Origin of the sequence: Streptomyces sp. MP131-18, assembly GCF_001984575.1 — a bacterium.
Classification (GTDB): Bacteria; Actinomycetota; Actinomycetes; order Streptomycetales; family Streptomycetaceae; genus Streptomyces; species Streptomyces johnsoniae.
Window position 1 is genome coordinate 4,357,411 of the sequence record NZ_LZNS01000001.1, and the last position, 14,393, is coordinate 4,371,803.

Annotated in this window: 13 protein-coding genes and 2 pseudogenes; 10 read left to right on the top strand and 5 right to left on the bottom strand. The window is 68.9% G+C overall.

The genetic code is table 11. From position 1 onward, the window contains the following. Positions 1 to 207: 207 nt before the first annotated feature. The 5 genes and pseudogenes from STBA_RS19660 to STBA_RS19675 all read left to right on the top strand — a co-directional run bounded on the left by STBA_RS19660 (position 208) and on the right by STBA_RS19675 (position 5,518). Complete coding sequence (locus STBA_RS19660) at positions 208 to 1,587, top strand: transcriptional regulator (RefSeq protein WP_077060506.1); 1,380 nt, start codon at positions 208 to 210, stop codon at positions 1,585 to 1,587. Then, on the top strand, positions 1,584 to 2,291 hold the full coding sequence (locus tag STBA_RS19665; RefSeq protein WP_077060507.1) for an SDR family NAD(P)-dependent oxidoreductase: 708 nt from the start codon (positions 1,584 to 1,586) through the stop codon (positions 2,289 to 2,291). The genes STBA_RS19660 and STBA_RS19665 overlap by 4 nt, the downstream gene beginning before the upstream one ends. Positions 2,292 to 2,453: 162 nt before the next feature. After that, positions 2,454 to 2,624 (top strand): annotated as a pseudogene (locus STBA_RS39525) (helix-turn-helix transcriptional regulator); the annotation flags it as partial. Between the two features lie 207 nt (positions 2,625 to 2,831). Continuing rightward, positions 2,832 to 3,884, top strand: coding sequence for a hypothetical protein (locus STBA_RS19670; protein WP_143659532.1), 1,053 nt, complete (start codon positions 2,832 to 2,834; stop codon positions 3,882 to 3,884). Between the two features lie 179 nt (positions 3,885 to 4,063). Further along, positions 4,064 to 5,518, top strand: coding sequence for a transcriptional regulator (locus tag STBA_RS19675; protein ID WP_143659533.1), 1,455 nt, complete (start codon positions 4,064 to 4,066; stop codon positions 5,516 to 5,518). Between the two features lie 221 nt (positions 5,519 to 5,739). On the opposite strand, the gene STBA_RS19680 is transcribed toward STBA_RS19675, so the two are convergent. From STBA_RS19680 to STBA_RS19695, 5 genes and pseudogenes are all read right to left on the bottom strand, one after another. Continuing rightward, positions 5,740 to 6,369, bottom strand: coding sequence for a GNAT family N-acetyltransferase (locus tag STBA_RS19680; protein ID WP_253194850.1), 630 nt, complete (start codon positions 6,367 to 6,369; stop codon positions 5,740 to 5,742). Beyond that, positions 6,317 to 7,051 (bottom strand): lasso peptide biosynthesis B2 protein, encoded by a 735-nt coding sequence (locus tag STBA_RS19685; RefSeq protein ID WP_077060510.1) that lies wholly within the window; start codon positions 7,049 to 7,051, stop codon positions 6,317 to 6,319. Before STBA_RS19685 ends, STBA_RS19680 begins: the two co-directional genes overlap by 53 nt. Next, positions 7,048 to 8,865, bottom strand: coding sequence for an albusnodin/ikarugamycin family macrolactam cyclase (locus tag STBA_RS19690; protein ID WP_077060511.1), 1,818 nt, complete (start codon positions 8,863 to 8,865; stop codon positions 7,048 to 7,050). Before STBA_RS19690 ends, STBA_RS19685 begins: the two co-directional genes overlap by 4 nt. A 105-nt stretch (positions 8,866 to 8,970) precedes the next feature. Then, positions 8,971 to 9,099 carry an albusnodin family lasso peptide gene (locus STBA_RS37870; RefSeq protein WP_171987740.1) on the bottom strand — a complete coding sequence of 43 codons (129 nt, stop codon included), beginning with the start codon at positions 9,097 to 9,099 and terminating at the stop codon, positions 8,971 to 8,973. Positions 9,100 to 9,608: 509 nt separating this feature from the next. Continuing rightward, positions 9,609 to 9,898 (bottom strand): annotated as a pseudogene (locus STBA_RS19695) (SAM-dependent methyltransferase); the annotation flags it as partial. Between the two features lie 442 nt (positions 9,899 to 10,340). Here STBA_RS19695 and STBA_RS19705 point away from each other — a divergent pair. From STBA_RS19705 to STBA_RS19725, 5 genes are read left to right on the top strand one after another with little or no spacing between them, the layout of a single operon-like run. Then, a complete protein-coding gene (locus STBA_RS19705; protein ID WP_143659534.1) occupies positions 10,341 to 11,078 on the top strand; it encodes a hypothetical protein in 738 nt (245 codons plus the stop codon). A gap of 3 nt (positions 11,079 to 11,081) precedes the next feature. Beyond that, complete coding sequence (locus STBA_RS19710) at positions 11,082 to 11,531, top strand: cupin domain-containing protein (protein WP_077060514.1); 450 nt, start codon at positions 11,082 to 11,084, stop codon at positions 11,529 to 11,531. After that, positions 11,528 to 12,331, top strand: coding sequence for a phosphoadenosine phosphosulfate reductase family protein (locus STBA_RS19715; protein WP_077060515.1), 804 nt, complete (start codon positions 11,528 to 11,530; stop codon positions 12,329 to 12,331). Before STBA_RS19710 ends, STBA_RS19715 begins: the two co-directional genes overlap by 4 nt. 2 nt (positions 12,332 to 12,333) lie before the next feature. Continuing rightward, entirely contained in the window at positions 12,334 to 12,921 is a 588-nt protein-coding gene (locus STBA_RS19720) for a hypothetical protein (protein WP_077060516.1), read from the top strand. Between the two features lie 3 nt (positions 12,922 to 12,924). After that, complete coding sequence (locus STBA_RS19725) at positions 12,925 to 14,253, top strand: phosphoadenosine phosphosulfate reductase family protein (RefSeq protein ID WP_077060517.1); 1,329 nt, start codon at positions 12,925 to 12,927, stop codon at positions 14,251 to 14,253. Positions 14,254 to 14,393: the final 140 nt, after the last annotated feature.

The window sequence follows — 14,393 nt, forward strand, 5'->3', positions numbered from 1 at the left end:
GCTGACTGGTGTGACGCTCGCCTGTTCACCGCAACCCACGCCTCACATGGAGTGACTGCGCGACGGCTCATAGCTAACCGGAGGCGTGCCAAGGGGGCTAGTGCCGGGTTGTCTTCTCCTTGTCTCCTCTTCGCGCACGGCGTCGTATCGGCAGACCAGCCGTGACGTAGGGCGTTAGAGTCGTCACGCGAAGGGAAGGGGGAAGGGATGTCGCGCCTTGCGCAGGTGACTTCGGGAATCTACGTGCACCCGCTCAGTTATGTACGAGCCGAGCGGGGCTGGACCCAGCAAGATGTGGTTGACGTCATCGCCGAACGGGTCGGTGGCTCTGCCCGACGCAACAAGGCGTGGCTCTGGGAGAACCGGAACGTCGTACCCGACTGGCCCAGTCAGGTGGCGCTGGCCGCCGAACTCGGTATCCCTGAATCCCGGCTTGTGGAAGAGCCCTGGCCGCAGTGGCTGCCTGATGGGGACCCCATCCGCACAGACTTCGCATGGTCGCAGACGGGCAGCATCCAAGCCTTGGAAGACGTACTGGAGCACGGTGTGCGTGATCGCCGCGGATTCATGAAACTGACCGGTTCCGCCCTGGTCGCCCTGGCACACGACTGGCTGCGAGCCGAACCCGCCGAGCTGGTTGCCGCCCTCCGCGGCGGCCGCGTGGCCGACACATTCGTGGACCGCCTGGAGGAAGGGCTTCCACGCCTACGCTTCCTGGAAGCGGAACGCGGCGGCCAGGAGGCACGCCGGTTGATCGATGCCGAGTTGGGCCTGGTGGCCGAGGTACTGGCCAACTCCTCCTACACCATCGAAACCGGCAGGCGGCTGTACGCCCTGGCGGGCGAACTCGGCCGGATGGCGGGCTGGGCGAGCTTCGACGCCGGCCTGCACGCCGCCGCCCAGCGGTACTGGGCGGCGGCCATCCACGCCGCCCACGCTGCGGATGACCGTCCGCTGGGCGCGAACATCATGAAGAGCATGAGCCTTCAGTGCTACGACTTCGCCGACCCCGCCGAAGCACTGGCCTTGGCCCGAAGCGCCTACGAGGGCGCCAGCGACACCACCCCGCGCACTGTGGCCATGTTCGCTCTGCGGGAGGCCCGGGCCCACGCCGCCCTCGGCGATCTCTCGGCCTGCGAACGCTTGCTGGGCGAGGCGGAGAGCGCCGTCTCGCGGGCGGACACCGCGGTGGACCCTGATCCCGCGTGGATCGGCTACTTCGATGACGCGGAATTCTATGCACAGATCGGTACCTGCTACCTCGACCTCGGCACCAGGCACGGCGACCGCAGGCAGTTCACCCGGGCCGACACCTATCTCGCGAAAACGCTCCGCCTGCTCCCCGAAACGAAGGTGCGCGACCGCGCGACCTACCTCACCCGCCGCGCCTCGGCCCAGACCCAGCTCGGCAACCTCGATCGGGCCTGCCAGCTCCTGACCGACACCATCCCCCTCGTCCATTCGGCACCCTCCCAGCGCAACATCCGGCGCATGTTCACGGTGCGCAACCGCCTCCCTCTGAACAGGCGTGACGCGCGAGCCCGCGCCCTGGACGAACACCTGCGGGTGTTGACGAACGCCTCATGACCGAACTCCAGCGCGTCGCCCTGGTGACCGGCGCCAACCGGGGCATCGGTCTGGCCATCGCCCGCGGCCTCGCCCAACGCGGCCTGCACGTCGTACTCGGCGCCCGAACCGAAGCAGCTGCCGAAACGGAGGCCGCCGCGCTGACCGCCGACGGCCTCGCCGCCTCCGCGCACCAGCTGGACGTGACCGATCCCGTCAGCGTCGCCCGTGCGGCGGCCGACACCGCCAACCAGCTCGGCCGCCTCGACGTCCTGGTCTGCAACGCCGGCGTCGCCATCGACCGCGGGCAACCCGCCAGCAGCCCGGACTTCGAGAAGGTACGCGCCACCTTGGAGGTCAACCTGCTCGGCGCCTGGCGCTGCTGCGCTGCTGCCATACCCGAGATGCGCAAGCACGACTACGGCCGGATCGTCACCATCACCAGCCACCTCGGCTCGATCACCACCATGGCCGACACCAACGTCGGCTACCGCGTCTCCAAAGCCGGCCTGAACGCCCTCACCCGCATACTCGCCGCAGAACTGGACGGCAGCGGCATTCTCGTCAACGCCGCGTCGCCGGGACGTACCGACACACGCATGGCCTACCGCGAGACCGACCGCACGCCTGAAGAAGCCGCCGATACCCCGATCTGGCTGGCTACCCTCCCCGACGACGGACCAAGCGGCGGGCTCTTCTACGAGCGAAAGCCCCTGGCCTGGTAACGCTTACCGCCATCTCACGCACCATGGCAAACCAGCCGCCGCAACAAGGCGGTGATGTTATCGATACCATCTGTAACAGAAGCAGCGGTCAGCGTCTGCGGCCAGCGAGCAGAGCGATGTGCTTGCGGGTCAGCGGGGGCGGGGTGAACCCGGGGGGGGATCATGGCGGAGACCTTCGGCCAGGCACTGCGGCGCCTGCGCGGTGATCTCTCGCAACGCAGACTGGGGGAACGCGTATTCTGCCATAAATCGCACATTTACCGCCTAGAGGTAGGGCTGCGGGGCCCGTCTCCCGACATGGCCGAACGGCTGGACCGCGAACTGGCGGCCGGAGGACACCTCATCCAACTCGCCTGTCAGATGGACGAAGAAGTCCCGCCGCAGCCCATGCCCGTCACTGCGGAGACAGCTGTTGCGGGCCGCGCAGCCCGCCGGCCACCGGCGGCGTCGCCGTCCTCGACGCGGTCGGTGGCACTTCCGGCCGATCACGGACTGGACCTACCCTGGAGCAGGCAGCTTCCGACGCAGTGGGTGGTGGACATGCTGGGGCGACGGGAGTTCACACAACTCTCCGGCGCCACCCTCACCGCACCGGCCTGGAAGCATCTCGACCAGTCGGCCCCCGGCCCGGCACTGCTCCCTGCTATGGATCTCGTCGGCCGCATCGGCGAGCCCGTGGTCCGGCTCGTTGAGGAAACCGCGACACACGCGCAGCGACTTGACGACCAAGCGGGCGGCGGAGCTCTCGGCTACATCACCGACCAGGCCCACGCGGTCGCCAGAATGCTGCGCCGCGACAGCTACGACGCCCCCACCGGCCAGCGCCTGGCCACCGCCCTCGCTCGCCTCGCGCAGACCGCAGGGTGGATGGCCCACGAGTCACTGCGAGACGCCGAGGCCCAGCGGTGGTTTCTCATTGCTCTCCGCGCCGCTCAGGCTGCCGACAACCGCTCGTTGGGCGCCAGCGTGCTGGCGCTGATGTCCAACCAGGCCGCGGCCCTGTCCCAGACCAAGGAATCCCTGCAACTGGGCGCCGCCGCCCAGGAAGCCGCTGCCGACGCGCCCGCCGTCGTACAGGCCCTGGTGACCGCGCGCAGCGGCCTGGTCTACGCGGCCGCAGGCGATCTCTCTGGCTTCCGCCGTAGCCGCGACGACACCCTCGCCCTGCTCGACCAAGCGGCCGCAGACGCGCAACCCGCTCCTCCCTGGGCCTCCTACGCCAGCAGCACCGAGCTTGACGCCATCGCCGGCCGGTGCCTGGCTGACCTCGCCGGGCGGATACCCACCGTCCGTCTCCAGCAGCGTCTCCTGGCCCAGGCCGAGAAACTACTACTCCCCCGCGCGATGGACGACCGGCCCGAAAGCCGGCGCTCCGCCGTGCGCCACAGCACCTGGCTCGCCCTCGCCCACGCCCGCGCGGGCGACCTCGACCAGGCCATCGAGACCGGCGAGCGGGCCCTGGACCGTCTGCCCGAGATCACCTCCGCTCGCATCACCGTGCTGCTGGGCCAGCTCCGCGACGATCTAGCCCTCAGGGCCGACCGCCCCCCCATCCGCGCCTTCATCGACCGCATGAACAGACAAGGGGCGTGACCGGTCCGCTACCGCGCCCTCCTCGAACAGTCCGGACGGCTCGTGTTGGACCGCTGCTTCCTCAGCGAGACACCAAACTGTCCCACCCACGTCCACCGGCAGCTACGAGGGCCTGCCCTCGGCGTCCCAGCTGCCCCACCGCGCGGAAGCACGTCCCGGCAACACCCATCTTCAGCTGAGTGAGCACAGCAGCCACCCGTTCCCGATTCCAGAAAACTTGTGCGAGGTTGAGACATCCGGTGTCCGACGATTCCACTGTCCTGGCCCGCTACCTGGATGAGCTGGGGTGGTCACCCCGGCAGCTCGCCTCCCGCATCAACGCCATCTTCGGGGCTGGCACTGTGTCAGCCACCGCGGCGTACTACTGGCGCCGCGCCGGAAACGCCCCGCGCGCACCGCTGCCCGCCATGATCGCGATCGTGTTCTCACAGTCCCTCGGGCGAACCATCACCGTGGAGGAGCTCTGGAACGGTCAGGCCGTCGACTCCCCCCACATCGTCCCCGCAGCCCCGGACATGGACGTTCCCTGGACCCTCTCGGGTACCGTCCAATTGGTAGAGGACTGGGTACAAGGGGGTCTTATGGACCGCCGGACGTTCGTCGCCGCATCCGGTGCGGCACTCACCGCGGCAGCCCACGCCTACCTGGAGCTGCCGCGCCTGACCGCCGCGCTGCGAGGCGACACCGTGAGCGGCACCCTGATATCGCAGATCGAGGCGACATTGCCCGAGTTACGAGACGTAGACCACCGCCGCGGTGGGCTGCACGCCAAGACGTACGTTCATGGCCAGTGGCTCACCATCGGTGCGCTCGTCCGTGACGGCCATCATCAGAACGCGATCTCAAAACGACTGCTGAGCGCCCTCGGCGAAATGGGCGATCTCGCTGGATATATGGCTTTTGATGCCGGAGAGCACGGTCTGGCTCAACGCTACTGGATCACGGCCCTTCGGGCGGCTCAGCACGCCGAGAACACGGCACTAGCTGCCAGCATCCTGAGCAACATGTCCTACCAGGCCGCGACCCGTGAGCACGGCCGCGATGCTGTTGAGCTCGCCAACGCAGCAACCCGAGCGGCGCGCACCGCCCCGGCCGCGGTGCGCGCATCCGTCGCCAGCCGCCTAGCCACGGCACATGCCGCAGCCGGCGAGGTACAAGCCTTCCGGGCGGCTCGTGACCGTGCCCAGGACACCCTGGCGGAAGCTTCACCTGCCGCCCAGCCTGTCCCTGACTGGGCAAGCTTCGTCTCAAGGAGCTACCTCTCCAGCCAGTCCGCCTGCGCACTCATCCAACTCGGCCGTACGCAGATGAGTGAGAACCGTAGGGTCGCCCGCGCACTTCTGGAAGAAGGACAAACGCTCCTTGCTCCCTCGATGTCTTCGACGCCGAGCGGCTTTCAGCGCTCCGGAGTCCTGCGCACGGTCTGGTTGGCCCTTGGCTACACCGCATCGGGCGAGCTGGAGGAGGCGTGCTTGGCAGGGCGCGTCGCAGCCCAAAGGCTCAGCGATGTCGAATCCCCCCGGTGTGCCTCTTTGCTCACCGACCTTCGCAAGGCTCTCGCCCGCGGCCGGCACCAGAATGCAGCGGTACGGGAGTTCATCGCGGACCTGGATCAGGTCCTGGGCCAGACCTGACAACCGCACACGCCGCTGTCACGGTGCTCCGGCGGGCAGTGACCTTCCCAGCCGTCTCTCGCTAGTCCCCGCCCCAGACGAGCGGCAGCCCTGAGTTGTACACCGCGCTAGCTGTTCTGTCCATGGAAGGTCAATCACGTAACGCCAGCTACTCGCTGTTAAAGCAGAGTTGGGGCACACGTGCGTGTGCGCCCCCGGGGTGGGGGCGCACGGCGGGCGGGCTACGGGTGCGTAGGCAGGTTGGGCACGGGTGTGATGGCGGACGGCCCGTCGAAGTCCCGGGCGAGGGCGTCCATGTAGACCTCGTCGCAGACCTGTCCGAGCCAGTACCCGGACTCACGCAGGACGCCAGCATGGCGGAAGCCCGCGCCCTCGTAGGCGCGAACGGCGGGCTTGTTCGGGGCGAGGACCTTCAACCAGACCATCCGCAGGTTGCTGACGTGGAAGGCGTAGTCGAGGGTGAGCTTCGTCGCGGTGGCGCCCAGGCCTCGGCCACGGGCTTCGGGGGCGAGCATGATCTCGAATTCCGCGGTCCGGACGCTGTCATCAGGCAGGAGTGTGCTCACCCCTGCCAGGACAGGCTTCTCGTGGTTCGTCAGGTCGTAGATGCTGAAGCGGATGTTGGAGCCGAGTTGCTGAGCGGCCATGCCCTCGGTCCTGGCCTCCAGGGACTCCGGGGCCTGGCGGCCGTATCCGACCAGGAGCCCGGGGTCCTGCTCCCATTGCCAGTAGGTCTCGACCAGGTCGGTTCGGTACGGGCCGAGCCCGCAGACGGCGTTCTTGACCCACAGGATCGGGTCAGGGTTGGTGGTGATGAGTGCCTCCAATGGTGAGAACGGGCGTGTAAGCACGGGTTGTTGGTGGTTCGGCCACTGGGTCGCCATCAGCTGTTTGCACCCAGGCGTGCAGCCGGACAGGGTCGGGGGCGACGCCGTGGCACCAGGTGGCGGACAGGCGCCGCGACGCGAGCAGGAGGGTAGCGGCGGCTGACTCTTCCAGGCAGGCGGTTCGCCCGGGGGAGAACCAGCCGACGCGTCGTACGGCGAGGACAGCGGCGTGGATCTGCTCGCCGGTGGCCGCATGTTCACCGGTCACTGCGGCGGCCATGAGCGCGGTGGTGACACGTTGCATCGCCAGCGCGGCGTCCCCAGCGTGCTTGAGAGCGAAGACGGCGGCGAGCGCGGTCGCTGCCGCGGCGCTGGCGCGCAGCGGGGCGCGCGGGGGGCGGCTGGCTCCGGCGAGGTATTCGGTGCCCGCGCTTCGCCGAGCCGTTGGGGCTGCGTCGGCCGGTGTCGGCCACGGCGTCGCGGTCGATGTCGGGGTGAGCATGCCCGTGTGCAGCAGCCGCTGGAGCAGAGCCGGCGTCATGCCGTCTGAGGTGCCGGTTCGGGCCGCGCGGGTCCACTGCGCGGCTGCGGCCGGCAGCAGACACTGGACTCGGCCGGTGCGGTAGTCGACGAGGACCAGTACGTGTCTGAAGTCGATCGCACGGACGTGGGTGGGACAGGTGAGGTTGGTGGGCAGGTCACTCACCGGACGCTCCCGACGGGGGCGTCGGTCCAGGCTGGGGCGGGGTGTGTGTGGTGGGCGTGCAGCCATGCCTCGGCGCTCAGCGCCTGTTCGACGGGACCGAGCGAGGTGGGGATGCCGGCGGCGGCCTCGCGAAGGTGGCGCCGCAACTGCGGCGGGTCGAGAAGCCCGAGGGCGGCGAGACGGCCGTCGGCCAGCTCCATCAGGACAGAGAGGTTTGCGCGGAGCCCGGCGTAGTGGCTGGCGGTGGCGCTGTCCTTGGTGGTGCGGCGGGCGAGGGCGGGCGGCAGCCAGGGGGCCATGGCTCGGCGCAGGACCGGCTTGTAGGCGTGGACCGCCGGTCGGTGGTCGATCGATGTACGGAGCACGGCGTCCACTAGGAGCCCGTCGAGGAACGGGTTGTGCAGGTCGACGCCGACCGATGCGGCCAGCGCCGCATCAGCGACGGCCGAACGGGCGGTCTCCCGTATCTCGTCCACCAGGGTGCGCACCGCGATGTCCGTGCCCGGCAGTTCCTCGTCCCTCTCGGCCGCGCCGAGTGCCGCGCCGGCCACCAGCCGTAGCGTCTCGGGTCGGGCCCAGCTGGGCGCGGGCGAGAGGGAGAACCAGCTCAGGTCGCCCAGGTGGGGGCCATGGCCGAGGGAACACGAAAGCATCGGGGAGAGGGCGGCCAGTGCATCACGGCGACCGGTGCGGGCCAGTGCGGCAGCCTCGCGCAGCAGCGGCGCGAGCGGCCGATGCCGCAGGCGGGCCAGACCCACGGCCTCGGTCACGGCCCGCAGCCACCGGCCCTTGCGTATCAGGTCGGCGAGGTGGACTGGAGGCATGCCCATCACGCTGTCGCCGCCGTCGCCGGTCAGGTGCAGACGGCTGCCCGTCTGGTGCACGAAACGCATCTGCCTGATCAGTTGAACGTGGCTGAGAGTGGAAGGGGCCGGTTCGTCGCTGGCAGGGACGGCGGTGAGGTCGCTGTACGGCAAGTGCTCGGCAGTGACCGGAAGGACTTGGTGGTCGATCCGGTCGCGGTGGTACTCCTGAGTCAGCCGGGCGTAGCGCAGGTCGGCGGCGCTGTCATCGCCGTCGGGGTGCATCGTGACCGCAGTCAGGGGCTGGGGCCGGGGGCGGCAGGTCGCGGCCAGGACAGTAAGACTGGTGGAGTCCAGGCCCCCGGACAGGTCGCTCGATAAGTCTGGGCCGGCGTCCACGCGGAAGGCGACTGCTGCCGCCAGGGCCTCGCGCAGGCGGTGGTCCGGCGGGCCGGGCACCGGATCGGGACGCCACCGCGTGCTGCAGTACGGGCCGCTGCCGTCGGCGGGAAGTTCTATCCGGCTGCCCGCCGGGAGGTGCTGCACACCGGAGAAGAAGCTGCGGGTCTCGGCCAGAGCGGGCACAGAAGGCGCGAGGATCGAGCAGGCCAGCCGCTCGACATCAACACTCGCTGCGGTGAGCCTGGCCAGCAGGCGGGCGGAAGTGGACCACGCCCAGCCGTCACCCCAGCGGGTCGCATACACCGGCGCGGCGTCAGCGGGATCGGTGTGGAGCACTACGCGGTCGGCTGTTTCCTCCACCGCCGTGTACGTCCCCGGCCAGCGCCAGGCGACATCGGTCGGCAGCGCAGGGGCCTCGGCCGCACGCCGCAGTTCGTCGGTGGAGGCACCGCACCAGCCCAACAGCATCAGCCGCCTGCTGGGGGCCTCAATCTGGCGGGCGGGGGCGTCGCCGAGTTGCCACACCGACGACACGGGCGGCGCGAGCGGCGCGGCGCCCTTGGGGCGCGGGAAGGCGCCGCGAGCGGCGCTGAAACCGCCGAAAGCCATGAACTTCCTTCCGTACAGGGGGAGTGCGTGTCGTACCTGCGGTGGTGCGGCCACCGGGCCAGCAGTGAGCCAGCGCCCGGGGGCCGCACCACGTCTCGGGGTAAGTCAGCCGTAGATGCGGCGCTTGTTCTCCCGGCCGAAGCCGTCGCCGCCCCGGGTCAGCGTCGTGGCGTCGCCGATCTCGACCAGTTCCTCGTCGATCGTGGTCGTCTCGGTGTTCAGCAGTTCGTTCACTGGTTCACTCCTCTTTCCAGAAGGGACATACGGGAATCCATTGCAAGGCGGAGCGGAAACGAATGATCGCTCCGTGTGATCATCAGATCGTGTCGCCGACGACTGCTGCCAGAAGGCTGGGGCGTAAAAGCTGTAAAAGTGCGCGGGAATCTTTCTCCTGGCATGCGAACCAGGAGCCCCTGCCAACCCAGCGCCCGTGCAGGCGGACGGCCGTGCCGTGCTGCTCGGTGGTTCTGGTGGGAAGGGAGGATCCGGCGATGACCGGGCGGCGGCCCGCGAGGGAGAGTCGGAGGAGGGCTGTGCTGCCCGTACCGATCTTGACCTGCCCGCCGCCAGACCGCAGCCGATCACCGAACTACCGGCGGAAGGCGACGTGCCGTGACCGCGCCTGACGGCGCCCCGACGCCGGGGATTGCACACCTGGTCCGTCCCCGACGGGGGCGGGCACGGACCGGAGCTTCCCCGGCGGCCAGTCGAAGAGCGAGCTGGCGATCGCTTCCCGAGGCGAATCAGGGTTTGAAGCCGACGCCAGCCCACAAGCTCACGGTGGCGTCATTGACCTCCGGAACCTGAAGGTTCGGAAGCCAGCGGTGCGCAACCTCCAACCCGGGGTCGACCAGGTCGAGTCCCTCGAAGAACCGCTCGACCTCGCTGCGGGCGCGTACCTGCGCCGGCGTGCCCCGTCGCGGTAGATTCCGGCAACGCGCGCCCACGTCTTCGGATCGAAATCGGGCGTGCAGTGGCTCACGGCCAGCGCCGAGCCGGAGGGCAGAGGGTCCAGCAGGCGCTGCACGATCCCCAAGGTCCTCTTAGCTCAGCGAAGATCGTTGACGCAGCAGACGGCTGAGGAGGCCGAAGTCCAGAGTGCTTAACGCCGCGCGCACCCCCGAGTCCTCCCACACATGACCGGGAAGTCTCGCAGGAGTTACCCGTGGCTGACTCGCCGTCTCCCCAGCGTGCTTCGGTGGCCGGAAGCCAAGCTCGATGCACGGCTTCCCGAACGTGGCCTCCAGCACCACGCGCACCGGATGACGTGGCCAGGGCGGGGACCGAGACCGAAAGGGTGAAGGCCAGGGCCTGCGTCGTGCGCTCCCACCGTTCACGGCTGCCTTCGTCTTCCGAAGGCTCCGTACACACCCCTACCCTCCTTGGCCGCAGATCGGCAGAAGGAGGCCGGGGTGTCGAGTCAGCGCGCGCAGGAGAACACCGGAACGAACGAACCAGCGGGTCGCATTCTCACCATGGCGATCGAGACGGTTGCCATGGACGCTATACGCCCCTACCCGGGGAACGCCCGTCTGGGGAACCGGAAGGTCATCGGCACCTCGCTGAGCAAACTCGGCCAGTACAAGCCGGTCATCGTCCAGCGCTCTACCGGCCACATCCTCGTCGGCAACAACACCTATCTGACCGCGCAGGACCAAGGCTGGCAGGAGATAGCGGTCCAGTGGGTGGATGTGGATGACGTACGCGCCCGCGAGATCAACCTCATCGACAACCGGTCCAACGACCTGGCGACTGGGTACGACGAGAAGCTGCTCCTTCAGCTCTTGGAAGACGTTCCGGACCTGTCCGCCACCGGCTATGCCGAAGAAGACGTCGAAGCGCTGCTGCGCGCCACCGACGCCATCGGCAACTCGGCCACCGACTTCCTCACGCCCTTCCTGACGCCGGCCGCCCCCGCTGCCCCAGCAGCGGGCTCAGCCACGCGACCCGTCGGTCCAGACACTTCCAGCGGTCAGCCCCGTTCTGCGGAAGCCTCACCACAGGACGGGACCGACACGGCCACCGAGCCCGACGGCACCCCGGACTCACCAGCGCAGCAGAACCTCTACGTGCCGGTCTCGTGGACAGTCAGCGTCGCCGAACGCGATGAGATCCGCGCGGCCCTGCGTGCCGCTCAAGGCCACTGGCAGCTCGCCACCGCCTCCGATGCCCTTCTCGCCGTCGTCCGCTTCTTCACCCAGCGCCAGGAGTAACCCGTGCCGCTCAAGATCGTCAACCTGGAGAAGACCGCCCTGCGCATCCTCACTGAAGGGCTCGCCGCCTTCGGAGCGGACGCGACCTTCACGCCGTTGCATACCAACGGTGCGCTCGGCGCGGACATGCTGCGGGTGGCTCCCGGCGATGCCTTTCCCGTGCACACGCACCCGGGCGATCACCTGCTGCTGTGCGTGAAGGGCACCGGCACCATCAGCGTGGGCGGCACCACCTACACCGTCGGGCCCGGCGACCTGTACATGGTGCCGGGCACGGTCCCGCACGCAGTCGGCGCCGCGGAGAACGACGAGCACATCCTGCTCGCCATCGGCGCGCCACACTTCCCTGTCGATTCTCCGGAGCGCCTGATGTACACGGACTGGCAGGGCAACCCGCTCACCGAGGCGTACTTCCACCAGGACGACGTCAGCGAGGGGCGGCGGCACCCGTGACCTCCTCGCCGTCGTCCCTGCGACGCAAGCAGGGCATCCCGGACCCGGCCGCCTGGCTCCAGGCCCGTGCCACAGCCCGCGAGCTGTGGCCGGATGACCGCCTCGACGCGCTGGTGGACCGCACAGCTGCGGAGATCACGCGGACGATCCGCGGCAAGCGCACCGCCCTGGCCTGGTCCGGCGGCAAGGACTCCCTCGCGCTCCAACTCGTCGCCGCACAGGCCGGGATCACCGAGGCGGTGCTCGCCATCAGCGAGCTGGAGTATCCGGCGTTCCTGCAGTGGGTGACCGACTACATGCCGGACGGCCTAACGGTGGTCTCCACCGGCCAGGACCTCGACTGGCTCGCAGCCCACCCGGAGATGCTGTTCCCCCAAGGGCGTTACGGCACGCGCTGGTTCACGATCGTCAACCATCGCGGCCAGGAACGATACTTCCGCGACCAGAACCTTGACCTGCTGCTCCTTGGCCGCCGGCACGCCGACGGCAACTACACCGGCCCCAAGGGCTCGATGATCTACACCAACAGCCGCGGCATCACCCGCTACTCACCGCTGGCGGCATGGCCGCACGAGGCTGTCTTCGCGCTGCTGGAGCGCCACCAGGTCGTGCTGCCGCCCTGTTACGACTGGCCGCGCGGCTACCAGGTCGGCACCGGAGCCTGGCCCGCCCGCCAGTGGACCACCTCCGTCGACCACGGGTTCGACGAGGTGTGGCAGATCGACCCGGAGGTCATCCGCCAGGCGGCACCGACGCTGCCCCAGGCAGCTGACTGGCTGGCGCGCACCGGAAGGGCGTGATCATGTGCGGGATCTTCGCCTACACCGGCCGCCGGGCACCGGACGTCGAGCTGCTGACCGAGGCCGCCCGCTACGCTGCCCGCCGCGGCCCGCACGCCCACGGCTGGGCTGGCCCGGACACACCTCCGCACCGGGCTCTCGGGCCACTCGACCCCGAGGACTGCCGCAAGATCACCGGCCGTGCTGTACTCGGCCACGCCCGCATGGCCACGGTCGGCCCTCCGACCCTGGTGGACGGCATCCAGCCCATCGACGCCGACGGCCACCTCATCGCGTACAACGGCACCGTCACCAACCCCGGCGACCTTGCTCCTGAGCTGTGCCCGACAGACACCATCGCCGTGGCCCGTGCTTACGCCCGTCACCGCGCCTCCGGCGAGGGGACGCGGGCCGCCCTATCCGCTGTACTCGAGGTCGCCCGCGCCCGCTCTTGGGCACTGGTCATCCTCGACCGCACAGGCCAGGTGCTCACCCATCGGCACCGGCTGCCGCTGTTCCGATGCACCACGACGGACGGGATCTACCTTTCCTCCGGCCGCTTCACCCCAGAGGCCACCCCCACGCCCGAGAACACGATCACCCAGGAATGACCGATGCGCGGCACCTCTCACGTACGTCCCCGGATCGAACTCGATAAGAACGTCTACGACCTCGCTTTGGAGCGCACCGCCTATGTGATGGATGTCTTCGACGAACCCATCGTCGCCTTCTCCGGCGGTAAGGACTCGACCGCGGTGCTCAACATCGCCCTGGAGGTCGCGCACTCGAGCCCGCGCTACCGCCGGCACCTGCCGCTGCGCGTCGTGCACTGGGACGAGGAGGCGATCCCGTACGAGACCGAGGAGTACGTCCGCCGCATCGCCCAGCGCGACGACGTGGCACTGGACTGGTTCTGCCTGCCCGTACAGCACCGCAACGCCTGCTCACGCACGCATCCCTACTGGTGGCCCTGGGCTCCAGAAGACCGCGACAAGTGGTGCCGACCACTTCCTCCCGAGGCCATCACCCACCTCGACGGCTTTCCCCTGAATCCCCCGGAAGCCCGCCCTTCCGCACCAGCCATGAACGGTCTCCTCGCCCCCGGCAAGGCGTCCACCGTCATGCTCATGGGTATCCGCGCGCAGGAATCCATCACCCGGACCCGCGCAGTCAGCCGCAAAGCCGTGGACAACTACATCATCCCGTACAAGGACGGCCCCTCCAACGGCAACCTGTCCAAGGCGTACACCGTCTACGACTGGAGAACAGAGGACGTGTGGACCGCTCCGGCGCTCCGGGGCTGGGACTACAACCGTGCTTACGACCGGATGGAGATGGCCGGGGTATCCGCCTCGCAGCAGCGCTGCTCACCCGCCTTCGGCGAGGAGCCGCTGCAGAAGATCCACACCTACGCCACCTGCTTCCCTGATGTCTGGGAACGCATGTCCGAGCGCGTGCCTGGCATCGGCGCTGCCCACCGTTATGCGCTGACCGAGCTGTACTGCTACCGGGATCGGCCCGAGAAGCCCGTGGGCATGGCCTGGCCGGACTTCCTGGCCCACTACGTCGCCAAGTTCACTCCCGAGGCCCAGGCCAAGGTCTCCGACCGGCTGCGCTTGATCATCCGTCGCCACTACCGCAAGACGACCGACCCGATCGTGGTGAAGGCCAAGCATCCGGAGACCGGTGTCTGCTGGGACTACCTGCTGATGATCGCGATGCGGGGAGACTTCAAGAACCGCAAGCAGGAAGGCGCTGGCTTCGGTGTTCCGATGCCCCGCCTGTGGAGCCGCTACGCCAGCGAGCTGGTCCGGCTCATCGATGATGGAGCCGGGCCCGAACTGGGCCACCCCCGTCCCCTGCCGAGCGACCCGTACGCACTCATTCCGCCCGCGTACCGGGCGGGAGGGCAAGATCCCCGAGATGGGTCGCCGGACCGGTAACCCACCCCCTGGTTGCCGCCGCTTCTCATGGGCCCGTGGCCTCCTGAGCGGGAAGGAGACCGGGCTTCGAGATGTCCATCAGGAGGCGACTCCCCGGACCTGGTGCCTTGACGTCTTCGTGGCTGGGTGCGTGAACATCT